The organism is Mesorhizobium sp. WSM4847 (genome assembly GCF_055811335.1).
In genome coordinates, this window is the sequence record NZ_JBVVPY010000021.1 from 15,233 (window position 1) to 38,545 (window position 23,313).

At 59.3% G+C, this 23,313-nt stretch carries 23 protein-coding genes, 1 tRNA gene and 1 pseudogene; 15 read left to right on the top strand and 10 right to left on the bottom strand.

Features of this window, described 5'->3' with window-relative positions:
* Nucleotides 1-39: 39 nt before the first annotated feature.
* A complete protein-coding gene (locus AC0L28_RS25850) occupies nucleotides 40-249 on the bottom strand; it encodes a hypothetical protein (RefSeq protein WP_031255812.1) in 210 nt (69 codons plus the stop codon).
* A 361-nt stretch (nucleotides 250-610) separates the two neighbouring features.
* On the opposite strand from AC0L28_RS25850, the gene AC0L28_RS25855 reads away from it, so the two are divergent.
* Nucleotides 611-1,300, top strand: coding sequence for an iron-containing redox enzyme family protein (locus tag AC0L28_RS25855; RefSeq protein ID WP_023801609.1), 690 nt, complete (start codon nucleotides 611-613; stop codon nucleotides 1,298-1,300).
* Nucleotides 1,301-1,370: 70 nt separating this feature from the next.
* Here AC0L28_RS25855 and AC0L28_RS25860 read toward each other — a convergent pair whose 3' ends face one another.
* Nucleotides 1,371-2,024 carry a ferredoxin reductase domain-containing protein gene (locus AC0L28_RS25860; protein WP_473481062.1) on the bottom strand — a complete coding sequence of 218 codons (654 nt, stop codon included), beginning with the start codon at nucleotides 2,022-2,024 and terminating at the stop codon, nucleotides 1,371-1,373.
* Nucleotides 2,025-2,356: 332 nt separating this feature from the next.
* On the opposite strand from AC0L28_RS25860, the gene AC0L28_RS25865 reads away from it, so the two are divergent.
* Nucleotides 2,357-3,094 (top strand): DUF4336 domain-containing protein, encoded by a 738-nt coding sequence (locus AC0L28_RS25865; protein ID WP_473481063.1) that lies wholly within the window; start codon nucleotides 2,357-2,359, stop codon nucleotides 3,092-3,094.
* 21 nt (nucleotides 3,095-3,115) lie between these two features.
* On the opposite strand, the gene AC0L28_RS25870 is transcribed toward AC0L28_RS25865, so the two are convergent.
* From AC0L28_RS25870 to AC0L28_RS25880, 3 genes are all read right to left on the bottom strand, one after another.
* Nucleotides 3,116-3,541, bottom strand: coding sequence for a hypothetical protein (locus AC0L28_RS25870; RefSeq protein WP_023801606.1), 426 nt, complete (start codon nucleotides 3,539-3,541; stop codon nucleotides 3,116-3,118).
* Between the two features lie 519 nt (nucleotides 3,542-4,060).
* Entirely contained in the window at nucleotides 4,061-4,237 is a 177-nt protein-coding gene (locus AC0L28_RS25875; RefSeq protein ID WP_023801603.1) for a hypothetical protein, read from the bottom strand.
* A gap of 504 nt (nucleotides 4,238-4,741) precedes the next feature.
* Nucleotides 4,742-5,665 (bottom strand): glycoside hydrolase family protein, encoded by a 924-nt coding sequence (locus tag AC0L28_RS25880; RefSeq protein WP_023801602.1) that lies wholly within the window; start codon nucleotides 5,663-5,665, stop codon nucleotides 4,742-4,744.
* A gap of 415 nt (nucleotides 5,666-6,080) precedes the next feature.
* Here AC0L28_RS25880 and AC0L28_RS25885 point away from each other — a divergent pair, with 415 nt between their 5' ends.
* Together AC0L28_RS25885 and glf are read left to right on the top strand one after the other, a co-directional pair.
* Entirely contained in the window at nucleotides 6,081-7,253 is a 1,173-nt protein-coding gene (locus AC0L28_RS25885; protein ID WP_473481066.1) for a glycosyltransferase, read from the top strand.
* Between the two features lie 2 nt (nucleotides 7,254-7,255).
* Nucleotides 7,256-8,431, top strand: a complete 1,176-nt coding sequence (gene glf, locus AC0L28_RS25890; RefSeq protein WP_128170936.1) for a UDP-galactopyranose mutase — start codon at nucleotides 7,256-7,258, stop codon at nucleotides 8,429-8,431.
* 81 nt (nucleotides 8,432-8,512) lie between these two features.
* On the opposite strand, the gene AC0L28_RS25895 is transcribed toward glf, so the two are convergent.
* A complete protein-coding gene (locus AC0L28_RS25895; RefSeq protein WP_473481068.1) occupies nucleotides 8,513-9,661 on the bottom strand; it encodes a beta-glucosidase in 1,149 nt (382 codons plus the stop codon).
* A gap of 676 nt (nucleotides 9,662-10,337) precedes the next feature.
* On the opposite strand from AC0L28_RS25895, the gene AC0L28_RS25900 reads away from it, so the two are divergent.
* From AC0L28_RS25900 to AC0L28_RS25920, 5 genes are all read left to right on the top strand, one after another.
* Complete coding sequence (locus AC0L28_RS25900; RefSeq protein WP_473481069.1) at nucleotides 10,338-11,804, top strand: glycoside hydrolase 5 family protein; 1,467 nt, start codon at nucleotides 10,338-10,340, stop codon at nucleotides 11,802-11,804.
* Between the two features lie 1,184 nt (nucleotides 11,805-12,988).
* The gene (locus tag AC0L28_RS25905) at nucleotides 12,989-13,141 is read left to right on the top strand and encodes a low affinity iron permease family protein (RefSeq protein ID WP_473481071.1); all 153 of its coding nucleotides are present in this window, start codon (nucleotides 12,989-12,991) and stop codon (nucleotides 13,139-13,141) included.
* Between the two features lie 185 nt (nucleotides 13,142-13,326).
* Complete coding sequence (locus AC0L28_RS25910) at nucleotides 13,327-13,827, top strand: sigma-70 family RNA polymerase sigma factor (protein WP_128175801.1); 501 nt, start codon at nucleotides 13,327-13,329, stop codon at nucleotides 13,825-13,827.
* A gap of 164 nt (nucleotides 13,828-13,991) precedes the next feature.
* Complete coding sequence (locus tag AC0L28_RS25915; RefSeq protein ID WP_156942634.1) at nucleotides 13,992-14,135, top strand: hypothetical protein; 144 nt, start codon at nucleotides 13,992-13,994, stop codon at nucleotides 14,133-14,135.
* Between the two features lie 1,193 nt (nucleotides 14,136-15,328).
* Nucleotides 15,329-15,505, top strand: coding sequence for a hypothetical protein (locus AC0L28_RS25920; protein ID WP_287173305.1), 177 nt, complete (start codon nucleotides 15,329-15,331; stop codon nucleotides 15,503-15,505).
* 201 nt (nucleotides 15,506-15,706) lie between these two features.
* Here the strand turns inward: AC0L28_RS25920 and AC0L28_RS25925 are convergent.
* Nucleotides 15,707-16,165: pseudogene (locus AC0L28_RS25925) on the bottom strand (ferritin-like domain-containing protein).
* A 398-nt stretch (nucleotides 16,166-16,563) separates the two neighbouring features.
* Between AC0L28_RS25925 and AC0L28_RS25930 the strand changes: the two are divergent.
* Nucleotides 16,564-17,532 carry a DUF4917 family protein gene (locus tag AC0L28_RS25930; protein ID WP_473481074.1) on the top strand — a complete coding sequence of 323 codons (969 nt, stop codon included), beginning with the start codon at nucleotides 16,564-16,566 and terminating at the stop codon, nucleotides 17,530-17,532.
* Between the two features lie 200 nt (nucleotides 17,533-17,732).
* Here AC0L28_RS25930 and AC0L28_RS25935 read toward each other — a convergent pair whose 3' ends face one another.
* Nucleotides 17,733-18,038: a hypothetical protein gene (locus AC0L28_RS25935; protein ID WP_473481075.1), complete on the bottom strand. Its 306-nt coding sequence runs from the start codon at nucleotides 18,036-18,038 to the stop codon at nucleotides 17,733-17,735.
* A gap of 209 nt (nucleotides 18,039-18,247) precedes the next feature.
* Between AC0L28_RS25935 and AC0L28_RS25940 the strand changes: the two genes are divergently transcribed.
* Together AC0L28_RS25940 and AC0L28_RS25945 are read left to right on the top strand one after the other, a co-directional pair.
* Nucleotides 18,248-18,454: a helix-turn-helix domain-containing protein gene (locus tag AC0L28_RS25940; RefSeq protein ID WP_353682765.1), complete on the top strand. Its 207-nt coding sequence runs from the start codon at nucleotides 18,248-18,250 to the stop codon at nucleotides 18,452-18,454.
* 135 nt (nucleotides 18,455-18,589) lie between these two features.
* Nucleotides 18,590-18,727, top strand: coding sequence for a hypothetical protein (locus AC0L28_RS25945; protein ID WP_023801592.1), 138 nt, complete (start codon nucleotides 18,590-18,592; stop codon nucleotides 18,725-18,727).
* A 208-nt stretch (nucleotides 18,728-18,935) separates the two neighbouring features.
* Here the strand turns inward: AC0L28_RS25945 and AC0L28_RS25950 are convergent.
* A tRNA-Arg gene (locus tag AC0L28_RS25950) sits at nucleotides 18,936-19,012 on the bottom strand.
* A gap of 150 nt (nucleotides 19,013-19,162) precedes the next feature.
* Nucleotides 19,163-20,650, bottom strand: a complete 1,488-nt coding sequence (locus AC0L28_RS25955; RefSeq protein ID WP_128175795.1) for an ATP-binding protein — start codon at nucleotides 20,648-20,650, stop codon at nucleotides 19,163-19,165.
* 315 nt (nucleotides 20,651-20,965) lie between these two features.
* Here AC0L28_RS25955 and rpmH point away from each other — a divergent pair, with 315 nt between their 5' ends.
* Genes rpmH through yidC form a run of 3 tightly spaced genes read left to right on the top strand, consistent with a single transcriptional unit; the run spans nucleotide 20,966 to nucleotide 23,307 of the window.
* Complete coding sequence (gene rpmH, locus AC0L28_RS25960) at nucleotides 20,966-21,100, top strand: 50S ribosomal protein L34 (protein WP_008833937.1); 135 nt, start codon at nucleotides 20,966-20,968, stop codon at nucleotides 21,098-21,100.
* Between the two features lie 16 nt (nucleotides 21,101-21,116).
* Nucleotides 21,117-21,470 (top strand): ribonuclease P protein component, encoded by a 354-nt coding sequence (gene rnpA, locus AC0L28_RS25965; RefSeq protein ID WP_128175793.1) that lies wholly within the window; start codon nucleotides 21,117-21,119, stop codon nucleotides 21,468-21,470.
* Between the two features lie 13 nt (nucleotides 21,471-21,483).
* Nucleotides 21,484-23,307 carry a membrane protein insertase YidC gene (gene yidC / locus AC0L28_RS25970; protein WP_128175791.1) on the top strand — a complete coding sequence of 608 codons (1,824 nt, stop codon included), beginning with the start codon at nucleotides 21,484-21,486 and terminating at the stop codon, nucleotides 23,305-23,307.
* Nucleotides 23,308-23,313: the final 6 nt, after the last annotated feature.

A 23,313-nucleotide genomic window follows, 5' to 3' on the forward strand; every position in this document is an offset into this window, starting at 1 on the left:
GGCCAGGTGCTAAGCCGGGACGTCAGTGCCTCAGCCTTCTTACAAGCCGCAAACTGCGAAATGGTAATCTTTGTTGTGTAAGGTGAGATGAGACCCGGTGCTTTCCGCGATCTTTTTAAGAACCGTTATTTCATCAGGACTCAAGTTCGAAATCACATCGTGAACATTCGGCGGCAACATGTTCTCTTGGATGTCGGGGATTACCCCGCTGTCTTTCAAGCTTTGGAAATTCTTTGCAAAATCCGGCATCGGTTCCCCCTGAATCTCGCGATCTGGAAACAGTCTGTGAAGCAGCAATGCGAAGATATCGAGCGCTATTGTAATTGGTCTCCTGGAACTGTCCAGTCATTATTAGCAGGTCATAATACATCTGAATTGCCTGAGCGCTGCGGAGGATTCTCGTTCAGGGGCAGGTGTCGTCGTGGCCGACAGTAGTGACGCTGATGACGTCCGAAGTGACGAGTTGAATGTGCACCCGAGTTCCAGCAGAATGGGTCACATCTCAGAACGCCAAGGCGAATCGGAGGGAGTTTGCCGGGAGTTCGACGGCTTGGCCCCCCTCGGCTCATGAGCGCTCAGTTCGTTATGTCCTCTCATGAAGGTTGTAAGTATGTCCATCGCCAACAGTGAAAGCGTCAGGACCAAAGTCGCTCTCTGTATCGGCCCGCTCGAGGCTGCGTTCGAGAAGCTGTGGAGCCACGATCCGCTGGAACAGGTCGTCCCACCCTACCTTGTCTTGCTTCACCAGCTGATGCGGGCCTCAGTCCCGTTGATGGGCCGTGGGGCTGAAGTCTGTGAAAAGCTGGCGGCAACGGATCCTTTGGCGAGAAGGTTGGGTGCTTATTATCTCGGCCATATCGAAGATGAGCGGGACCACGATGCTTGGGCGCTCGAGGATCTTGCTTCAGCAGGTTACGATGTGGACTGTGCGCTTTCGATTGTGCCCTCGCCCCAGTTGGCCAATCTCGTTGGCTCGCAATATTACTGGCTGAACCATCACCACCCGATCATGCTGATGGGATACATCACAGTTCTCGAAGCATTTCCTCCTTCCAAGCAGCGTGTCGATGAAATCCGAGATCGGTCGGGCGTTCCTGAAGCGGCATTCAGGACATTGAGAATTCATGGAGAGCTTGATCCGACACATAGTGCCGAGATCGACGACACATTGAATGAACTCCCGCTGGGCAAAATCCATCTCGAAATGATTGGCGTGAGCGTCCTTCATACTTGCGAGTGGCTCTCCAGGAGCGTCCAATCCTTGAGACCCGTCGAGTCTTTGGCGAGAAGGGTTCGCTGACATACAGCAACCGCGTTCGACAGGTCGCATAGCCGACCTGCTCGTTCGCTGTGTGCAAGGTGGAGCCAGCTCACCGTCTGCACAATTTGGTGATGTAGAGGTGACAATTGTGCGCCGCATCGAGCAGGATCTCTCCGGGCGCACAAAGATGCTCCACGCCAGACCGGGCGAAGCGGACGCGCGTTGGGCCAGCGACAGCCGATTGCGGAGGCATGGAATTGCCCACCGCGCCCCCGAAACTTTCCTCGTGATACTGCGAGAACGCGATGCCGATCTCCGCGAGACAGGCCCGAACCGTTGGCATAAAGGGCTCGGGGCCGCAGAGATATAACGTGCGCTGGTGAAGGTCGGGAGCCAGCCGCAGGAGCATGGGGCCGTCGATCCGACCCGTAGGGCCTTGCCATGCCGAACCTTCCTGGCTGCAGACGAAGCTTACATCAATACTGGAGAATCGCGCGGCGAGCGCCTCCAATTCGGAGCGGAAGACGATGTCGTCCGCAGTCCGGGCGCAGTGAATGAAACGAATGTCATGGCCAGATGCCCGGTCCGTTAGCGCCCGCAGCATCGACTTGACGGGACTGATGCCGCTGCCGCCCGAAAGAAAGAGCGGCTTCTCACATGGCAGGTCGTCGAAATTGAACCGTCCGACAGGCCCTTCTATTTCAATGTCGTGGCCTGGCCGGAGATTATCGTGGAGCCAGTTTGAAACGAGGCCGCCCTTCACTCGCGTCGACGCGTGGGAGGATCACCTAAACTTGGTAGCAACGGCTGGCTTCGGTAGCTCCAGCCGTAGCTCGAATGTCTGCAACGGAGAAGCCTGATCAACGTCCGGAATTGGCGCAACGACGATGTCCAGAGTAATCGCCGGCAACGTCTGCTATCGGGCAACAGCAAAGATCACCTCAATGGCCGACATGAGGCGCAAAGCTGCCGTTGGTCCGTTGCAACATAATGATTTGCTTTGGCCAGCAGACGAACTAGGCCGTCACGCATTTCCCCGGAACAGATCCTCTCGAAGCGTGTTGCGCCAGCTCCAAGCTAAATTGGAGCACAACCATGAAGCCCGAAGACGCCACCTACCCTCCTCTTGATGTCGCCAAGCCTGTCGCTCCGGGGGTCTGGATCGTCGACAGCGGACCGCTGAGCGTGATGGGCATTCCAGTCCCGGTGCGCATGACGGTTATCCAGCTCGGGAATGGCGGTCTCCTGCTGCATTCACCAACACGGTTCGCTTTTGAGCTGAGAGAGCAGCTCGAGCAGATTGGCCCGATACTGCATCTGGTTGCGCCAAACAGTGCACACTGGACCTTCGTCAAGGAGTGGCAGGACCATGTGCAGGGAGCGCCGACATGGGCCGTTCCGGGCTTGCGCCATCGGGCAAAGGTCCGCCGGGCCGGCGTCAGGATCGATCACGATCTGGCCGCTGCGGCGCCGGACGCCTGGTCGAAAGATCTCGATCAGGTTGTCGTTCCAGGAGCCGGTAGGTTCACCGAAGTCGCATTCTATCACAAGAACAGCCGAACTATGGTGCTTACGGATCTAGTTCTGAATCTCGAGCCGGAAAAGCTGCCATTCATCATCAGGCCGGCGGCGCGCCACTTAGGCGTCACGGCACCTGGGGGGAAGGCCCCCATTTACCTGCGGATGATCATCAAACGGAAGCATGAGCAGGCGAAGGCGGCCGCGGAGCGCCTCGTGGCTTTCCAGCCAAAGCGCGTGATCTTCAGCCATGGCCGGTGGTTCCACAAGGATGGGACGACATTACTTCACCAGTCGCTGGCCTGGCTTCTCTGAGGGCGGCCGCAGAGAAGATTGTCAGCAGGAACTAGCCATCAACTCCCGTTGCCGTTCCCATTCGACGGGCAAACCCCTGACGAGCGCCTGGAGCTGAACCCCCACGGGCTGCCGTCCGTCGAGTATGGCTTCGACCAGATCGGGCGCGAGCAGCGTCAACTGGAGCACATGGGATACGAAGGAGCGGTCAAGCCTTTCGGCCGCGGCAAGTTCGATCACTGTGGCGAACTCGCCTATTTCCAGCATGTGTTTCCACCGGAACGCCCGCGCCAGCGCCCGGATAAGAGTGCTGTCTATGCGTGGCCGTGCTGGGGTCCATTGCTGTGCGCCGGCGGGCGAGATGATGATCTTGCGGCCACCACGCTTGCGCAGGGTTAGCGGCAGATGGACTATGAGCGATTTGCCGTCAGGGCTGAGTTCGGCATATTTGGCCTCCGACGGCATCATGCAGTCCTCCTATGCTCCGGCGGCTGTCGCAGCTCCGTCGCGAGGCTGGCCATGCCTTCCGTGCGAAGCCGGATGGAAATGCTCTCGACGGCGACATCCACCCACTCGACAGAAGCTGGACGATGCGGGCCTGCTCGGGCGGGAAGAGCTCATCCCAGAGTGGATCCAACTGGACGAGGGCTTCACGGACCTCGGTTTCAGTGATGCTGGAATCGTCCTTTCGCATGGCCATCCAGGTGTTTACGATCGTTTCGGGCGTTCGAAGCAGCGCCCGAAGCTGGTCGATGGGCGCGCTTGTACAACATCCGGCTTGACGCGGAGAAGCCGCTCGATGGCAAAAACTACTCATTCCAAGCATCGGTTTAACGACAACCTCCCTCTTTGGGTTCGTGGCGCGGCATTGGCCAAACATCGAGAATGAAGGCCAACCAAGCGGTTGGCTTGTTTGCGACGACGGCTCGATGGACTCGGCGGATTTCATCCACTTTGATGACGCTACGCTTTGAACGCCAGGGCGTCTCACCTCTTCTTGGTGGCTGCCGATGCGTTCTGCCCAGCCTTCCCACTTGCTTTGGCATCCTTGGAATGCGCCGCCAAAGCGGGCCCGGCGCCGGTGTCTTTCTGCATGTTTCCGCTGCTCGATTTCGCAGGGTTTGCTGTTTTGAAACTCTTGAGCAGCTTGCTGAAGAAACCCATGGTCGCCTCCATTAAAGCACCGGTAGGCAGAAATGCCCCGCTACCTCCTTGGTTCCGCGGAATCTGATACTGTCGCATTCGACTTGGCCGAATTGCTGTTGATGCCCAGTGCAGCTTCTCAGAGGGACCATCGACACTGCGCAGAGCAAGGCAGAGTCTCACCAGCGAAGGGACTAGCGAAGGCTGGATGGCGCAGCGCCTTTACGCTGGGCGCGATTTCGCGCAACGCTCAAAGCGGGCTATGAAGAGAGTGAGAATTCCCCGCTACCTTTCGGGCAGCGGGGTTCCTCGATCAGAGGCGGTTGAGGTCACGAGCCCGATCCCGCTCGATCTCGTCGGGAGTATAGTCTTCCGCCTCGGCGTCAAATCCTGTCCAACCGCCGGCCTCGTAGTCTCTGCGACGTTCGGCTAAGTCGACCGATCTGGATTGATTGAGGATCTGCTCGGCACGCGGCAGCAACCCGATTACAAAGATAATTATCTGAAGTGGGCTGGTCGTCCCTGTTAGGCGACTCGTGAAAGGACTTGCTGATCCAGGTCGCACCTAGCCAGTCCGAAACGCCAGCGATGGTTCGTTGCCTCACGTCTGCTCTGGTAGAACAAAGTCAGTTTCCCGCCCTCGATCATCACCGTCGAATGGCCGTTCTCCCCAGGCTCACCAGGATCAAGCACAGGGCCGACCGACACGTAAGGACCCTGGACGTCGTCGGCGATGGCGAAGAATACGCGCTGACGACTTCCGCGCGGACCGTCGGGAAGGAAGCAGGTGGCGTTGAGAAGCACGCGACCATCGGGCAATTCGACCAGTTGGGCGCCCTCGATGCCCCATTCGTAGTCCGGATGCTCGCGCGCGTTGTGATGGGGAACGTCGAGATGGTCCAATATCTTGCCGAGACGTTTCCACGGCCCGAACCAGGAATCGGATTGGCTGCGCGCCAGATAGACGTCAGGCTGCGCCACCCTGGTGAATTTAGGCATGCCTGAATAGACGATGTAGCGCTTGCCGCCGATGATCGCCGGATGGGGATCGTAGATCCCGTCCTCATCGGTGTCCGGCAGGGACAATATCGCCGGATTCAGCACCACCCAATGAAAGCCATCGTTGGACACCGCATGCTCGCAACGTCCGCCGGACTTCATGAATTCGGTCTGGATGAACATGTGGAAAACGCCGCATTCATGGATGACGCCGGGCGCCGCTATGCCCGATCCGGTTACCGCCAAGTCGAGCGCCTCATGCTCAGTCCACGGCCCATAAAGGTCCGGAGCCGTGGCATGTAGTATTTTCCAGCTCTCGGTCGTGACAGTGCCGCTGGAACCGAAGACGTGCCAAAGCGTGCCGTCGAACACCGGACAAGGATCCTTCAGATCATCCACGGACCGCGGGTGAAACAACGGAAAGACGTTGGTTTCAAAGTTGAACTTCATTCCTTGCGGCTCTCTCACGGTGGCTGCCTGCATCGACCCATGCGTCGGGCCATCTGTGGCGACCAAAACGAATCATGCGCAGCTCATTAACTCTTATACCTGCGCTCATGAATGGTTGTTGAACGATTGAGCGGATTTCAGCCGTTCTGTGGCAATGCGCCACATTTGGCGAGATCTGAAGCTGCAAGGGCCTCCGCCTTGGCCGAGGCGACATGTCCATCGGGTGTTGGTAGCAGCGCCGCTTCTCTTCGAACAATCGCGCAAGTGGCCGGCTCGGCGGCTCCAGCAATTAAATCCGTGGAACAACTTACTCAAATAAAAGTTTAGACGTACGGATGAGGCTTCAGCAGGAGCCTGCTTCGATTAACATATGTTAATCTGGAGAATTACACACTATAGCTAAAGGGATTCTTACATGAGAATAGCGGGCGGCAAAAAAAATAAATCAAATATCCCCCTGAAATCGTTTATTTTACTTTGCTTTTCTCACCTCAGGTGGGATTTCGTACACCAACGCCCGCAGCATATTTTGACGCACGCCTCAAAGCAGCAGCAGCTAATTTACTTTGAGGAGCCAGTCTACGAGGAAATACACTGTCCTTCGATGCGGGTGAACAATCGGTCTGCAATGATCACAATCGTAACCCCGGTTCTTCCGGTCGGCATTTCCGCGACAAAGGCAGACGCCATCCAGCGCAGGTTCGTCAACCAGATCGTCAACTCAACTCCGCATGACCGGCTGACCATCTGGTACTACACGCCCATGGCGCTGCGTTTCAGTGACCATATAGCGTGCGATGTATGCGTCTACGACTGCATGGATGAACTCTCAGCCTTCAAGAACGCACCGGCAGAGTTGCAGCAGATGGAAAAAGCGCTGTTCCAGCGCGCTGATATCGTGTTCACGGGCGGGCAGAGTCTGTACGAGGCCAAACGAAGCCTCCACAAGTCGATTTTTCCCTTCCCCAGCAGCATAGACGTTGCGCATTTCCACAAGGCAAGAGAGCCCGGCGATGACCCTGTAGACCAGGCAGACATACCTCACCCGAGGGTAGGCTTCTTCGGGGTGATCGACGAACGGCTCGACGTTGAAATGATCGCACAGGCGGCTGCGGCAATGCCCGAAGTGCATTTCGTCATGCTCGGCCCGGTGGTCAAGATCGACCCGCTAAGCCTGCCGCGCGCAAGTAACTTACATTGGCTGGGTGCCAAGTCCTACGCCGACCTGCCTCGCTATCTCAGGCACTGGAGCGCCGGCTGGATGCCCTTCGCGCTCAATGAGGCGACACGCTATATCAGCCCGACCAAAACTCCTGAGTTCCTGGCCGCCGGACTGCCGGTGGTCTCCACGGCGATTGTGGACGTCGTGCGCACCTATGGTGCCGAAGGCCTGGTCGACATTGTTGACGCCGAAGACATCGAAACCAAGCTTCGCTCCCTTCTGTCACGTCCCCGGAATTTCCTGTTGAAGGAGGTCGATGCCTACCTCGCTAACATGTCCTGGGAACGAACGTGGGACGCAATGGCTGCCCATATTCAGCGCGCCTATGCAATGAAAAGCATTGTGCCTTTGCGCCGGGGAGCCTGACCATGTTCGATTGGTTGATTGTCGGCGCCGGCTTCGCTGGCAGCGTGCTCGCTGAACGCATCGCATCGCAACGGCAGGAAAGTGTCCTGCTCATCGACCGGCGAAACCACGTCGGCGGCAACGCTTATGACTGCTATGATGAAGCGGGGATTCTGGTCCACCGCTATGGGCCGCATATATTCCACACCAACGCCCGATCGATCATCGACTACCTCTCGCAATTCACCGAATGGAGGCTTTACGAACATCGCGTACTGTCGTCGGTCGACGGAAAACTGCTGCCGATACCGATCAACCTCGACACGATCAATCGCCTGTACTGTCTTGAATTGACGCCCGAGCAGTTGGAGGAGTTCTTCGCATCCCGGCGAGAAACGGTCGAGGAAGTCCGGACCGCCGAAGACGTGGTTGTGAGCACCGTTGGCAGGGAACTCTACGAAAAATTCTTTCGCGGCTATACAAGGAAGCAGTGGGGCGTCGATCCGGCCCAACTAAGCAAGTCCGTGACTGCGCGGGTCCCTACCCGGACCAACCGCGATGATCGTTACTTTGGCGACACTTTCCAGAATATGCCGGCTGGCGGGTATACACGCATGTTCCAGCGCATGCTGGACAACCCAAGGATCAAGATCATGCTGCAGACCGATTATCGCGAAATTCGCGACAAGATCCCCTTTCAGCGGATGATCTACACCGGGCCGATTGATGAATATTTCGACTGGAGCCTTGGTCGTCTGCCTTATCGGTCACTGCGGTTCGAACACGTGACGCTTGATTGCGAGCAGTTTCAGCCGGTCGCCGTTGTCAACTATCCGCAGACGGAAAACTATACCCGCATTACCGAGTACAAGCATCTGACCGGTCAGCAGAGCCCGAAGACCAGCCTGACTTACGAATATCCAACCGATATCGGCGATCCCTATTACCCGGTGCCGCGGGCGGAAAACGAGGCGCTGTACAAACGCTATCAAGCACTGGCAGCGGCGTGCCCCGAGGTGTGGTTCGTCGGGCGCCTAGCCACGTACCGCTACTACAATATGGATCAGGTCGTCGGTCAAGCTTTGGCGACGTTCGCGCGCATTCAACAAAGCCTGCCGGCAAATGGCGTGGCGCAGATGCCAACGCACCGAGCGATGCTCGATTCGTCGGGCACGGCTCGCGGCGAACATCTATACTGATCTCGGATAGTGGTAGCCAAGTCGTGCCTTGCCGTGATCCGCCGCGAAAGTCGCTAATGGTCGCGCGCCTTTTTTCGACGGCTACAAAACACCCGCCGAGAACAATGTGCGTTGGCGCTCCAATTCATTGGCGACCGGCTGGCGAAGACTGCGCGAACCGTCGGCATGAATCGTCGAGAACAAGCCGACTTCCGCGTGGCGCGAATTGTCCCAGCCGGGATACGCGGTCACCGGGTAAAGGCATATGCCCTGAATCGGCGCACCAAGGCTCATCGCGTCACGGATCTCATCGCAAACATAGTGGAGCCATGCCGGCCGGCCTGATCCTTCAGCGCCCGTCTCGGCGATAAACATCGGTTTTCTGTAGCGCTCAGCGACTTCGACCAACATTCCCGAAAGTGCGCGGTATTCGTGGTGACCCATCGGTATGGTTGGCCCGTGAAAGTACCATTGATTGTGCGGATAAAAGTTAAGACCGATGACGTCGACACAGTCCTCGCTGCCGCCCAGTTCGGGCTCGGCACGGCCCGTGAGCATGTCATAGGCTTCAAACTGGCCCTGACGAACATTTTCCGCGCGCCGCCGCTCGGCGCGAGTGCGGTCTCGAGGAGCGACATGGATTAGCGGTTCAGCCCAGATGAACCTGCAATCAGGTTCGGCATCTCGCATCGCTTTGACGCCCGCAACCGCTGCCCTCACAAGCTGCCGCTTGAACCATCCCCGCTTCTTCGGCCCCACGCGCGGGAAATAGCCGACCTCTATCGCCCATGCGAAGAACGAAATTTCATTGATGGGACATACCAGGGGAGCTGTCCCTGCAACGGAGCGGTGAACCCGGACAGCCTCAGCGGCGAATCGCACATAGGCCTCGGTGAAGCCTGAGCCACCCTGGTCGACATGATCCGGCGAGCCGTAGTGAAAGATATCCCAGATGACCTGCACCCCGGCGGCCTGAGCTGCTTCGATCATCGATATCCAACCCGACCAATCGAAAACTCCTGGCGCTGTCTCAATCAGGTGCCAGCGCAAGCCGTCGCGAATCGTGCGAAGCCCAAGGGCAGCACAACTGCGATAGTCGCCGAGGGCGTGCGTGTCGTGTGCGGTCGCGCGGATCAAATCGAGGCGCACTCCGTCGCCGCGCCGATGGGATGAACACTCGAAACCAGCCATGAAGAAGCTGGCAAACGCGGACCGGTACTCGCCTGGCGGACGCGCCGGATCGCTGCTCATACGTGCGACCCGTCGGCCAAGGCTCGCGCCGACGCTCCCGCCAGGCGACCGGCCATTGCCATTCTCGACCGCCACAATTGCTTTCGGGCCTCCATCACGTCGTCCCCTGAGCGGTACATGCCGTGCAAGCGTCGAAAGTTGACCAAGCGAGCGTGAGCGGAGCCGAGTCCAGGTGTTGTCGGTGAGCAGACGTTGACCTCCGGATGACAGACTGTCGCTCTGAAGCCGCGCCTCGCCAATCGTTGTCGGGCTTGATGATGGAATCCGAGGAAGGAGAAGATCGCACGCACGACAACTATAAAGCCGATGAGATGCAACGACACGCGCAATCTCCCCCACACTGCCTACCGAACTTGCCTGCGACCGTTAGGTTCCCCTTCGGCTAAAGTTTTTCTGGTCGGGCAGGCGACCCGCCAACCTGGCATTTCTGCCCTTGTCGACGAAGCGACGCACGACAATTCCGCTCCCTCGTCATCCGCAGCGAGGGTTCGGCCTGCAACTTCTCTGGTGATCGGTCGACATCACCAGCTTCGCGCCGCTCTTGAGGCAGGGCGCCGCGGCGTCGAGACAGGGCATCGTTGTACCCAAGATGGGGTAAAGATCATCGGCCTGCCAAGCCCGGCGAAACATTTTGCCACCGCGGCAGTTATACCGCTCCGGCGACGAAATTCGGGGCATGCCTTTGAACGATATTAGATTGGCGATACCGCTGGTCGGGGAAGTGGGAGACTCTGCGCCGAGACCGGCTGCCGGCCTGCCTTGGATTAAGTTAGCCGGCTCCTATTTCGCCACCGAGGACGGCGAGGCATGGACGCCGATCGGGCAGAATGATGCGGTAAGCTGGCCCGAACTCAATGGCCTGTTCCGGCGCGCCGATATGGCCGGCGTGGAAAATCATCTCCGTTGGCTGAAGGAAAGCGGCGTCACATGCCTCAGGCTGATGCTGGAATATGCCCAGGTTCGCCACCGCTACTTCGAGAAGCCGCAGGGCCGCTTCGTGCCGGCGATGGTGCAATTGTGGGACGACCTCTTTCGTCTTTGCGAAAAGCAGGGCTTAAGAATCCTGCTCACTCCCTTTGATACGTTCTGGCAATGGCTCCATTGGCGCCACCACCCCTACAACCGCAATAACGGAGGCGTGCTGGACCACCCGTCGCGATTCCTGGTCTGCGCCGAGACGCGCCGCGCGATCAAGGCAAGGCTGGAATTCGTGGTTCGCAGATGGAGCGGCAGCGGAGCCTTCTTCGCATGGGACCTCTGGAACGAGATCCATCCCGAGCAGGCTCAGGGCAGCGCGGATGGATTCGGCGCCTTCATCCATGATCTCAGCGATTTTGTGCGCCGGCTGGAAACGTCACTTTACGGTCGCTCTCACCCGCAGACCGTCTCGCTTTTCGGACCTGAGCTTCGCTGGCGGCCTCACATGCCGCTGCCCGGGCCGATCTTCCGCCACCCCGACCTCGACTTCGCCTCCCTCCATCTCTACGAGGAGGGCACGATCGACGACCCCAGTGACACGGTGGCGCCAGCGCTCGGCATGGCGCGGATCGTCGGAGAGGCGCTTGGTGAAATTCATGACGGTCGCCCTTTTCTCGATTCCGAGCACGGCCCGATCCACTCGTTCAAGGACAAGAAGATCACGCTCCCCGAACCCTTCGACGATGAATACTTCCGCCATCTGCAATGGGCTCACCTCGCGGCGGGGGGTGCCGGTGGCGGCATGCGGTGGCCGAACCGCTCCCCGCACGTGCTCACCCCCGGAATGCGGCGGGCGCAGCGTTCGCTGGCCGACTTCCTGCCTCTGATAGATTGGGTTTCGTTCCGGCGTGTCCATCTCGGCGACAAGATGCGGATTTCCGGTCCCGACATCGCGCCGGTCGCCTGCGGCGACGATTCCCAGGCAGTGGTCTGGCTGGTTCGCAGCGACACGATCGGGCGAAATGGCATGCTGCGTGCCGGCACTGCGCCCATTCTTGCCGTCCTGGAGCTGCCCGGGTTGGCTCGCGGCACCTATCGCGTCATCGCCTGGGACACCGCGGCCGGCAGGCAAACAGCGGAATGGCAAGCGAATTCGGACGGCTGGCTGAAGCTTGATTTGCCGCCGTTCTCCGCCGATGTCGCCCTTGCCATCCGCCCGGTCTAGAGCAGGCCACCTCGCGCCCCTACGGTGTCGTGATCCCCCAAGCCAAAGCTTGGGGTCTGGTGCCGGCGACGCGATCCTCAAATGGAACATTAGTCACTTCTTAGTATGTCTAGTATGATTTAGCGGTGGGTGCGCCCGGCATGCCCGATGCAGACCGGGTATGGTTCCGCGAGACGCCGTATTCAGTTTTTGAATTCTCAGGCTCCGCTCAAGTCGTTCGCCCATCCCACACGGCAGCGCTGCGGGAACGGGAATCCCGCAACCGCAATGCGCTATGCGGATGCAACAAAACCCTCTTCGGTCCGTTCTTCACAAGCCAGTTCACCCTGACTACTCCGATTTTACTCCCGCCGTTATCGGCCGGCGGGTCCTTCCCATTGCGTGTGACGGTCGCGCGTAGGCGATGCGCTTGTTCTCTTCTCCGGTCTATGTGAGAACCGACCGACCCGGCTTCCGCTATGGGGTCGATCACGTCCAGGATGCCTCCGAGCAACTCCTCAAGTGGATCGAACGCGGCCCCAGGTGGAACAAGGCAATGATTCTATGCCTATCAGCCCTGGAGGGTGATCCGATCGACCCCGCAGATAACACGGAAGGCTGTCGTGGCTGCAGCTAAGAAGGCAAAGGTGTTGTTGCCTTCCGACTGGGTCCCTGGTCGCGGAGATGTTTGAACATCTCAGTCTAAGTTTTGCTTTGTCCAGTGTCCGAGACATTTGGCAGCCTTAGCAGCGCGGTGCTACGGCCAGTTCTACCGGTCATCAGGCGACCCAGGTCTTCTGCGAGCGAGACGTCTGTCGATCAGGAAAGAGTTTGTCAAACCTTGCCAGGCGTCTTCGCCCCCCAGGCCTGCTGGCAGCCTGGCATGAAGTTAGAATGATCCGCGAAAGATAGGTGGAACGGTCGAGGAGGCAAGATCTCCCACGTTATGCTCGCGTAGACGGAACCTGCTGTGGGTTAGGTATGTTATAGCCGCATAGCGGTGAGCAGTTTGCTATCATCCAGGAGGGACCCCGCGACAAATTGCATTGAAATCTCTCACCTCTAGCGTTCTTGATCGGGGGTTTTGCGGTCCGGCAACCGCTGGACCTCTTCGCCTGAGGAGCAGAAGTTGGAAAGGGTATTCAGCCATCTAAGCGGGAGAAGTGGCTCGCGCAATGGGCCACGCCTGGGGATTTGCAGTCTGTATGGCATTGACGTCGCTATGGGCAGCATCGGGCTCCGTCTTTGATTACTCGCAGACATGGCAACTCATCATCAACACAGGTACGACGTTCGCCGCTTTCCTGATGGTTTTTCGGATCCAGACTACCCAAAACCGCGATGGCGTAGCGATCTAGGCAAAACCCGATGAGCTGGTTCGCGCCGGCGAAGCGAAAAGCGACTTGATTGGTATCGAACATCTCACTGACGCCGAAGTCCAGGAGATCCGGGTACGAATCTCCAGTGCCACGGGAAAATCTCGGAGCGAGCATTGACGTCGAGTCCGACGGGAGCTGGACCATTGTCCTCCAGGGGCTACCCCTTGGCCAACCAGGAAACGGATGACGTTTCCATCGTTGACCTGATACCTGCCTTGCGCGCCTTCGCCCGCACCTTCTGCCGGGTTCCCGACGATGCCGACGACCTGGTCCAGGAGACATTGACCAAAGGGCTCGCCAACATCGACAAGTTTGAGCCTGGAACGCGTATGAAGTCATGGCTCTTCACCATCATGCGCAATAGCTATTATACGCGCATCAAGGCCGCCGACAGGGAAAAGCCGGGCCTGCTTGACTGCGCCTCCGCAATCCCGATTACGGAAGCGACGCAGGAGTGGTCCGTTCAGAGCAAGGAAGTCGCCAACGCGGTCCAGAGGTTGCCGGAGCATCAGCGCGAGGTCCTGATGCTGATCGGGGTCCTTGGCGTCAGCTATGAAGAAACTGCCGAAATATGCGGTTGCGCGGTGGGAACGGTAAAAAGCCGCCTTAACCGAGCGCGTGCCAGCGTGCTGGAATACCTTGGCAATGAGCCTCGGCAGAAATGAGCAGCGATCTCACCCGCCTAAGCTGTCACGGGTTTCTGCACATCTATGTAGCTCAGAGGTGTTGTTCCCGCGACCGGCTCCCCGACGCCGGTTGCGCAATCACGTCCCGGGAACAAACGTCCAATAGCAGGGTTAATTTCTACATCGATCAGCTGGAGGCGAAAATGTCACTGTTCTCTGCGGCGGTTGCCGTTCTCTCGATCCGAGCTACCAAGTCACCAAAGCAGCCGCCCTTCACCGGCCACACGATGCTGCGTCCGATCCTCAAGAAACCCGATGTGCGGCGCATGACGCCCACAAAAAACTGACCCGGGCGACGAACGGAACAATTGAACGCTGGGGTGCCAACTATACGGCCAACCTCCCGCGATTCAATTCCTGCGATGCCGCCCTTGCAGCTTAGGACGTAGCTCATAAGCGCGTAGCCAGATGCGGATTGCGACGAGTTTGAGGGCAGCGAGGTGGTTTTCTCCCAGCTTGTCGTATTCACGACCTAGCAAATGCCGCGCCCCCGTTTCAATCGCACCTGCCGCAGCCCTCAGGATCGGCTGTCTGTGAACGCGTCTTGGACCAGGTTTGCGCAGATGAGCAAATCGACCTTTAGCCGGGATGCGGATCCGGCTGTTTGGCTCGATGATGCCGTAGAGGATTCCCGGCGCGCCCTGCAGTTGATGTCGCGCAGATCATGGCTGTTCAGGTACAGGATATCGAAGGCGCCGAGATTGGCGTAGGGATCCCTCTGGACGGCTTTAGCGCAGCGAAGTCAGGCAGACCGGCCTCATTGGTGACAACCGCCTCGCCATCGATGATCGCGTTCACGACCTCAAGCTCCCTCGCGGCTTCCACGACGCCCATATACTTGCTCGTCCAGTCCGCACCGGTTTTCGTGTAGACGCGGATACCTTCGCATCGGTTTGCATGATTCAGCGGGCGGTTCGGCGGGAAGTAGACTATCAAGAATACTTGCAGGCGCCTGATCTCGCGCACGTCAGCCGTTGTTGGCTAGCGGCCATCGCCGCATCACGCCGCCTCAGCGTTTGGGAGCACCAACTCCCGCTACGGCTATGTCTTGGGTTCCGGAAGACAGGACCACCACAGCCGACATTCCGGGTCGCCTGTGGGGGTCAGGTGCCGCACGCACCTGTGTAGAGAAATCCAAGGTGCCGCAAATCGACGTGGTGCCGCACATAAACCAGAGGGCTGAAATGACCAACGCCGCAGAACAGTGGAAGGTTCGGCCTGACCTGAAGCCGGTGAATGACGAAACGACTAGGTCGGCTCCCCCAATTCTGCTTCGTTTCTTGCCGTCGGGCGACGCTCGTCATCAACAGGCGGAAGCTGCATAACCTCCGCCTCGGTGCGACCGCCAAGGCCGAACAAAAACCTAAGCACAATGGTCTCCTTCGGCTCAGCAACCCGACGGACGGCGGTTTCCTCCAAGGGACGGGAACCGCAATGCACAGTGCCCGTTGCTCTGATCGATTAGCGAGGAGAAACAGAAATGGCCCGAAAAAAATCGACCGATACGAGCCGGTTAAAGAAGGGTGCAGATCTTGAAGTTGAGCACCTGACGGAGGTGACAGACGTGACGCCGAAACAGGCGCGAACACTGCTTCGCAAGCACGGCGCCGACTGGCAGAAACTGAAGGACGAAGCTGAAGATTTGAAGGAAAACTGACGCACCGAAGACCGGGCAATTAGAACCGCCAAGGGTCTGGCGGCGAAACATGCTGGTGTAATTGCATGGTCGCGCGATGCTAACCCGTCGCTGGGCGAATACGGCGAGCCGACGACACTATTTGTTAGCGGCGACGTGCCGGACATGGAGTGACAGGCTGCCGTGTCCGACGCGCAACACCGCTTAGCGAGGTGCAGCAGATCAGCGTTTGGCGCTATCGCTTTCCGTGTCGGCCCTCGCGAGGAACTGCTCGGTTGTCGCGGGAAGATTGTCTTCAACCATTCCGCCATCGAGACCTCCTCTCGCAGGTTCTCTTCGCAAGCCCGCACGACCTCGGTTTCGCCTAGCGATTCAGCGGCGGCAATGAGGATCGTGTAGGAAGCGATTTCCATGTGTTCGAACGTGTAGCTCGCGAGCGATCCCTTCATTACCTCGTCGCCGGCGAAGATGCCGCTCAACGATTGCGCCATGGCAACCAAACTTGCCGGCAGCATCCTTCATCGTGGATGAACCCTCATCCATCCGATCGAGACAGGCTTTCAGCCGAGCAGCCTGCTGCCTCGTTTCATCAAGGTGCAGTCGCATTCGGTCGGCGAGTTCGGGATAGTTCTCAATGCGGCTTAGCTGTCCGTTCAAGATTGTTTCGGCCTGTTCTTCCATGGCATGTGCGTCCCGAAGCTATTGGACCAGCCATTCTCGCGACTCAGACATTTCAAATCTCCTTTGTGGTAAAGGAGAACTGCCGAACGGTGACATTGTTCCTAGTTCGTCAAACCTGCGTAGAAGGTGCGCTGGGTGGGGATCAATCATCTTCCCGGAAATCCTGCAGCGACGCGTGCCGAAGGTCTTCCTCGCCCCTGAGGTGCTTCACGCAAGCCTTGATCCCCGGTTTGACCCACTGCGTCACTGGCCGTTTATTCATGTCCTTAGGCGCCCGGCCCGGCATGTTCTTGGACGCGCTTCCAGCCCAAGTTCCCGCATCTGGCGATTAAAGCTGACAAACGCACGTATTTCCGCGTGCCAGGTTCGGGCCATGAGCGCGAATGCCGGCTTGCGTGATGCCGGACGTGATCGAATTTGATGAGACAATGAAGCGGACAGAGGGCGAGGATCGAGCTTTGCTGATCGGCAACGGCTTCTCCGCTCAATATTTCAGCTACCGCAACCTCCTCAATAATTCCGGCCTCGCCGCCGGCACTCCGGTGCGCAATCTCTTCGACGCTCTTGGGACGGTCGATTTCGAGGTCGTGGTGCACGCCCTGGAAGGGGCGGTGCTGGTGGAGCAGGCGTATGGGAACGACGCCCATGCTTCCGACATCAAGGCGGATGCCCAGAAGGTTCGCGAGGCACTGGTTGAGGCAGTCAACTCGACCCACCCCAAGCACCGGGATGATCTAGGTTCGAAATACACGAGCAGCGCCGACTTCTTGTCTTGCTTCTCCACAGTGTTCTCGCTGAACTATGATCTCCTACTTTACTGGGTCAATCTCGAAAAGCGGCTTCTCCGGGACGGATTTGGGCTGGGTAAGTCTGCCGGCTCTTTCCATGGCCCCTTCTCGGAGGACGCGTACTGCCATCTCTACAACCTGCACGGTGGCCTGCACCTATTCGAGAGCGGGGCAGGCGATATAATGAAGGCAGTCGACACTGGTTCTGGAGTCATCGACACGATTACTGAAGAGATCGCCAAGAACGGCAGGTTTCCGGTTTACGTTTCGGAGGGCACGAGCGACCAGAAGATGCGCAAGATCAACTCAGTCGCTTACCTCCGTCATTGCCTCAACATCCTGCGGAGTAATTCCGCGGTGATGTTCATCTATGGGCATAGCGCCGACGAGAACGACGCTCACGTTTACCGGGCCATTTTCGAGTCTGAAGCGAAGCACATCTACTTCGGCGTCTACAAACCGGACGGCGAGAAGCTCAGGGCGCTAGACGGTCTCCTAGCAAAGTATCAGAAGACCGCAGGCTCGATGATCGGCTACACATTCTTCGACAGCGGAAGCGCGAAAGTTTGGGACATTTGAAGTTTGGACCCGCGACACCTAAGACGGAGCATCCATCGGCTTGAGTCGTGGCGTCTGTCTTCATCGGGAATGCGCAGGTCCACAAAGCGTCGCGGACCTATCGCGCGAGCCTCATACGGGAGGCGATTGTCATTGGACCGCTACCGCTGATGCGATGATCGATTGCTCTGTCGCTCAAGAGCGATAGCGCTACCGACTAATCATCCGCCATCAAATCGACCGGCAAGCCTCACACCTGGGCCACTGCCATTGGCTGGAATGAACTCGATGCCAGCCGCCTCAAGCGCATTGCGAATCGCCTTTTGATTCGCCGTAGTGATAGACGGCATGCCGGGTACTCCGCCGCGATGCTTGCTGAGCGCGAGGCGGCCAACCGAGTAGAGGCCTTGCTCGAAGAATTGTCTGAAACGCCTGCCACCACCCTTGCCGGCGTAGTAGCCAAGCTTGATGCCGTGCTTAAAGAAGGTCAATCGTCTGAGGACGATGCCGAGTTTCCCTGGCCCCAAATCCGGTCGGCCATCCAGGATATTGTCCGGATTAGCCGGCAGAGAGAGCCGAGCTGAAGGCGTTCATGCCGTTTCGCGCCGTTTTGCAACTCCCCGAGCGTTCGGAATTTGCTGAGTTCCTGGCGGCGCACCGTGAAAGACTCAGATTCCGGGAGTGACAGATGCAACAGCGAGAGGCCTTGTTGGAATCGAAAAGGCCTCCTGCCGCTATGGCGTGGGCAAAGCCCAAACCTCAAACGAGCCTTCATCCCGCGGATCAGCATGTCGGCAGGCAGATCGCGATCGTTCGCGTCCAGTCGGACATATCGCAGGCACAGCTTGCCCGATCGATAGGCATCAGCTTTCAGCAACTTCAGAAATACGAGAACGCGAGAAACCGTGTCGGCGCCTCCATGCTCTACGAGATCGCCACGTGACTTGGCGTTCCCGTCAGCCGCTTCTTCGAAGGCCTGTCGGGCAATGAGACCACCCGGGAAACTCGACCTCTACCGGTAGACGAGCGCATAGACTTCATCGCCAGTGCGGAAGGCCGGCGTCTTGTTGAGGGCTTGATGAATCTTAATCCGCGCGTACGCGGCCGGGTGGCGGCCTTGATCGCCGCATTGGGGGAAGAACTGGCAGTCCTCGATGCGGACCGGGGCAGCGCGACGACCGCAGAACCCGCGCTGGACGCGCGCAAGACGGCTTAGGCCGACAGGCAGTCACGCAAGCAACTCTGCTGTCGCCGCACTGAAATAACCGCCATTGCCACGGGGGCACTCCACCTATGGTGCTATTTTCTCGCCGGGGGGCGCCGACTGTCCAAAACCGGCTGAAAAACCGGCTGAATTCCGAAAATCAAGCCGGCGACGACTTCCCGGCAGCATCAAAAAAGTTAGCAATTTCAATTGGACGGAATGGCGCGCCCGAAGAGATTCGAACTCCTGACCCCCAGATTCGTAGTCTGGTGCTCTATCCAGCTGAGCTACGGGCGCGCAACAGGCCATGCTTTGAATGGCCCGCGATCCGATCCTTAACGACCGGCCGCGATGTGACGTGTTCCCTAGCGACTGAATTTCCGAAAAGCAAGCCGATCCGGCAAAAGTTTTGCTGTTGTGCCTTGACGGGGACCGGGCGGGCGAGGATCAGGCGGGACGGCGTAGGCCGTTGCGGGCCTGGTCGAGCCGGACCGGCTGGTCGGGAATGGTGACCGCGAATGTGGTGCGGCCGCCTCTGCTTTCGACGAGCTCCACCGTGCCGCCATGGGCGCGGATCAGTTCATGGGCGATGGCCAGGCCAAGGCCGGTGCCACCGCTGCGGGCCGAGCCGCGGAACGCCGCGAACAGGTTCTCGCGCGCCTTCGGCGGCAGGCCGGGGCCGGTGTCGGTGACGGTGATGCGGCTGACGCTGCCGACGCGCTCGGCCGACACCTCCAACCGACGCACCACCGCGCTTTCCGCGTCCGCCGCCATCGCCTGGACGGCGTTGCGGCAAAGATTGGTGAGCACGCGAAAAAGCTGATCGGAATCGGCATCGACCTCGAAAGCCAGTTCGACGGCATTGACGAATTCTATGCCGCCTTCGGTGTCGAGCAGGCCGTGGACGTCATCGACCAGCTGGCGCAGCCTGAGCCTGCGGCGCGAGGGCGGCGGCTCCTGGGTGCGGCCATAGGCAAGCACACCTTCCGAATAGGATACGGCACGATCGAGCGCGCGCAGCAGTTTTGGCGCGAAGGCCTGCACGGTCGGGTCCTTGACCTGGCGCAGACGGTCCGACATCAGCTGCGCCGACGCCAAGATATTGCGCATGTCATGGTTGATCTTCGATACCGCGAGGCCAAGGTCGGCGAGATGCTTCTGCTCGGAGAGCATCTTTTGCAGCCGCTCCTGCATCTGCGAGAGCTCGCGCTCCGCAACGCCGATTTCGTCGGCGCGGGCAGCAGGGCGGATGATCCGCCCGGGGTCGTCGGGAGCCTCGGAGAAGGCCAGCATCGAGCGCGTCATCGTCCGGATCGGGCCGATCATGATCAGGTCTATGGCGGCATAGACCAGCATGGCGGTGAACAGCGAGATCAGCAGCGAGACGAAGGCGACGTTGCGCGAATAGATGAGCATGGCATTGCGCAGGCTGTAGTCGGGCATGATCAGCTCGAATTCCTTATCGCTGTCGCCGACCGGCCCGAAAACGCGCAGCATCCGCTCGCCGCCGAACAACAGCGTGTCCAAGGCGCCGGTCATGCCCTCGATCAGGCCGACATTGGCAATGTCGATATGCTCGTCGACGTGCGGCGGCATCTCAGCCACCACCAGAAGCCGCGAGACACCGCCGTCGCGCACGGCGATCGCCTTGGCGCCGATCGCCATCAGCACATCGTTCTGGGCAGCGCGCGACAGCGAGGCGGGCTCTCCCTGCACCAGCACGATCGAGACGGCCGCGGCGGTGCTCAGCCTCTCTTTCAGCCAGCTCAGCCGGTAGCTGGCGATCCAGGGCAGAAAGATGAGGACCTCAGCCAGGAGCACGAAGACGATGGTGAGCAGCAGGAGCTTTGTCGACAATCCACGCGACAACGGCACCCTGCGGGCGGCTGCGGTCGCCCGATCGGTGCTTTCGTCCACGGATGGGATTTCACTCATGCTGCTTTTTCTTCACGATCACTTGATCGGCCAAGATTAGGCTATTGCGGCTTTTTTGCCAATTTCATCCTTCGTCCCAATCAGTGATAAGATCGCCCAGACCTCGGCCACACGCCAGCCGTTGGCCCGAGACGCCGGAATGTCGGGGCCGGTGTCGGCCCCGGATTGACTTCCAAAACCCTTCTTTCTATAAGCCCGCTCACGCTCGGGCCATTCGTCCCGGCGCGGTTTCGATCGCGCCAAAGCCGGCCGGGCAAAGCTCCTGTTACAGAGTGACAGAATCAAGAAGGGCCGCACCCCGCGGTATTAAAACAAATGAAGCGTACCTACCAACCGTCCAAACTCGTCCGCAAACGCCGGCACGGTTTTCGTGCCCGCATGGCCACCAAGGGTGGTCGTGGCGTCGTCGCAGCCCGCCGCAACCGCGGCCGCAAGCGGCTCAGCGCCTGAACGGAAGACGAGATCGTTGCCCGCAACCGGCAAGCCAGTGGGAGCACATCCCAAGCGGCTTCTGAAGCGCGCGGAATTTCTGGCCGTCCGGCGTGGCGAAAAGCGCCGCGGGCGGCTTTTTCTCGTCGAGGTTCTCGACCGCAGCGACGCAGCGGCGCCTCGCGTCGGCTACACGGTCACCAAGAAGGTCGGCAACGCAGTCGTCCGCAACCGCATCCGGCGGCGGCTGAGAGAAGCCGTGCGTACGCATGCCGCGGATGACATGAAGCCAGGCAATGACTATGTCATCGTCGGGCGCGAAGATGTGCTTGCCATTCCGTTCGGTCAGTTGAAGGCCGAACTCTCACGCCGACTGCGCGGAACACGATAGGCCAAGGCTTTCGATGGAAAACAACCGGAACTTCTTCATCACCATCGCGCTGTCGGTGCTGATCCTGTCGCTTTGGCAGTATTTTTACGTGCTGCCGCACAGCGAGGCGCAACGCGAGGCGGCCCGTATCGAAGAGCAGCGGCTAGCGGAGCAGAAGAAGGCGGCCGAAGCCGCCAGTCCGGGCGGCAGCGACACGCCGGTGCCGCAGCAAGGCGCCATTCCCAATGCACCCAATGCACCTGGAACTGACGGCACGACGCTGGCCAGCCGCGAACAGGCGCTGGCGTCGACGAAGCGCGTCAGGATCGACACGCCGAGCCTGGAGGGCTCGATCAATCTCGCCGGCGCCCGTCTCGACGACCTCAAGCTCAAGCACTACAGGCTGACGGTCGACAAGAACTCGCCCGAGATCGAACTGCTCAACCCGGCAGCGCTGCCTACGGGCTACTATGCCGAGATCGGCTTTATCGGCAGCGACAAGACCGGCACGGTGCCGGGCCCGGAAACCGTGTGGACCGTCGACGGCAATGCGACGCTGACGCCGGCGACCCCGGTCACGCTGAGCTTCACCAACGACAAGGGCCTGACCTTCAAGCGCACCTTCTCCGTCGACGGCGACTACATGTTCACGGTGTCGGACACGGTGCAGAATTCGGGGTCGGCCGCCATTACCCTGTCGAATTACGGCCGTGTCACCCGCTTCGACAAGCCTGCCGTTGCCAGCATCTATGTGCTGCATGAGGGGCTGATCGGCGTCACCGGCACGGAAGGCCTGCAGGAACACACATATTCGTCGATCGAGGAGGACAAGCAGTTCACGCCGAGCAAGTCGACCGATGGCTGGCTGGGCATCACCGACAAATACTGGGCGGTGACGCTGGTGCCGACCGAGAAGCAGCAGTTCCAGCCGCGTTACGCCTATTTCGAGGACGGCCGCCCGCGCTACCAGGCCGACTTCCTCACCGACCCGATCACCGTCGATGCCGGCCAGTCGGCGACAGTCGAGAGCGAAATCTTCGCCGGCGCCAAGGAAGTGGCCAAGGTCAACGCCTATGCGGAAGACCGCAACATCAGGCTGTTCGACCGTTTGATCGACTGGGGATGGTTCATCTGGATCACCAAGCCGATGTTCTATCTGATCGACACGATGTACAAATTCTTCGGCAATTTCGGCCTGGCCATCCTGGCCACCACCGTCGTCGTCAAGGCCGCCTTCTATCCGCTCGCCAACAAGTCCTACGCGTCGATGGCGAACATGAAGAAGGTGCAGCCCAAGATGCTCGAGATCCGCGAGAAATACGCGGACGACAAGATGAAGCAGCAACAGGCGATGATGGAGCTCTACAAGACCGAGAAGATCAATCCGCTCGCCGGCTGCTGGCCGGTGGCGCTGCAGATCCCGGTCTTCTTTGCGCTCTACAAGGTGCTCTACATCACCATCGAGATGCGGCACGCACCGTTCTTCGGCTGGATCCAGGATCTGGCGGCGCCCGATCCGACCTCGATCTTCAACCTGTTCGGCCTCATTCCGATCGCGCTGCCGGATATGTTGATGATCGGCGTCTGGCCGCTGATCATGGGCCTGACCATGTTCCTGCAGATGCGCATGAACCCGACGCCGCCGGACCCGACGCAGGCCATGATCTTCACCTGGATGCCGGTGGTCTTCACATTCATGATGGCGGGTTTTCCGGCCGGCCTCGTCATCTACTGGGCCTGGAACAATTTGCTTTCGATTATCCAGCAAGGCGTGATCATGAAGCGGCAGGGCGCCAAGATCGAATTGTGGGACAATCTGGTCGCGCTGTTCCGGAAGAAACCGTCGCCGGCGGAATAGACGGCG

Excerpts from the sequence above, each read along its gene's own strand:
- AC0L28_RS25850 (WP_031255812.1), bottom strand. The coding sequence starts at position 249 with ATGCCGGATTTTGCAAAGAATTTCCAAAGCTTGAAAGACAGCGGGGTA.
- AC0L28_RS25855 (WP_023801609.1), top strand. The coding sequence starts at position 611 with ATGTCCATCGCCAACAGTGAAAGCGTCAGGACCAAAGTCGCTCTCTGT.
- AC0L28_RS25865 (WP_473481063.1), top strand. The coding sequence starts at position 2,357 with ATGAAGCCCGAAGACGCCACCTACCCTCCTCTTGATGTCGCCAAGCCT.
- AC0L28_RS25870 (WP_023801606.1), bottom strand. The coding sequence starts at position 3,541 with ATGATGCCGTCGGAGGCCAAATATGCCGAACTCAGCCCTGACGGCAAA.
- AC0L28_RS25875 (WP_023801603.1), bottom strand. The coding sequence starts at position 4,237 with ATGGGTTTCTTCAGCAAGCTGCTCAAGAGTTTCAAAACAGCAAACCCT.
- AC0L28_RS25880 (WP_023801602.1), bottom strand. The coding sequence starts at position 5,665 with ATGAAGTTCAACTTTGAAACCAACGTCTTTCCGTTGTTTCACCCGCGG.
- AC0L28_RS25885 (WP_473481066.1), top strand. The coding sequence starts at position 6,081 with ATGAGAATAGCGGGCGGCAAAAAAAATAAATCAAATATCCCCCTGAAA.
- glf (WP_128170936.1), top strand. The coding sequence starts at position 7,256 with ATGTTCGATTGGTTGATTGTCGGCGCCGGCTTCGCTGGCAGCGTGCTC.
- AC0L28_RS25895 (WP_473481068.1), bottom strand. The coding sequence starts at position 9,661 with ATGAGCAGCGATCCGGCGCGTCCGCCAGGCGAGTACCGGTCCGCGTTT.
- AC0L28_RS25900 (WP_473481069.1), top strand. The coding sequence starts at position 10,338 with ATGCCTTTGAACGATATTAGATTGGCGATACCGCTGGTCGGGGAAGTG.
- AC0L28_RS25905 (WP_473481071.1), top strand. The coding sequence starts at position 12,989 with ATGGCATTGACGTCGCTATGGGCAGCATCGGGCTCCGTCTTTGATTAC.
- AC0L28_RS25915 (WP_156942634.1), top strand. The coding sequence starts at position 13,992 with ATGTCACTGTTCTCTGCGGCGGTTGCCGTTCTCTCGATCCGAGCTACC.
- AC0L28_RS25920 (WP_287173305.1), top strand. The coding sequence starts at position 15,329 with ATGGCCCGAAAAAAATCGACCGATACGAGCCGGTTAAAGAAGGGTGCA.
- AC0L28_RS25930 (WP_473481074.1), top strand. The coding sequence starts at position 16,564 with ATGCCGGACGTGATCGAATTTGATGAGACAATGAAGCGGACAGAGGGC.
- AC0L28_RS25940 (WP_353682765.1), top strand. The coding sequence starts at position 18,248 with ATGGCGTGGGCAAAGCCCAAACCTCAAACGAGCCTTCATCCCGCGGAT.
- AC0L28_RS25945 (WP_023801592.1), top strand. The coding sequence starts at position 18,590 with ATGAATCTTAATCCGCGCGTACGCGGCCGGGTGGCGGCCTTGATCGCC.
- AC0L28_RS25955 (WP_128175795.1), bottom strand. The coding sequence starts at position 20,650 with ATGAGTGAAATCCCATCCGTGGACGAAAGCACCGATCGGGCGACCGCA.
- rpmH (WP_008833937.1), top strand. The coding sequence starts at position 20,966 with ATGAAGCGTACCTACCAACCGTCCAAACTCGTCCGCAAACGCCGGCAC.
- yidC (WP_128175791.1), top strand. The coding sequence starts at position 21,484 with ATGGAAAACAACCGGAACTTCTTCATCACCATCGCGCTGTCGGTGCTG.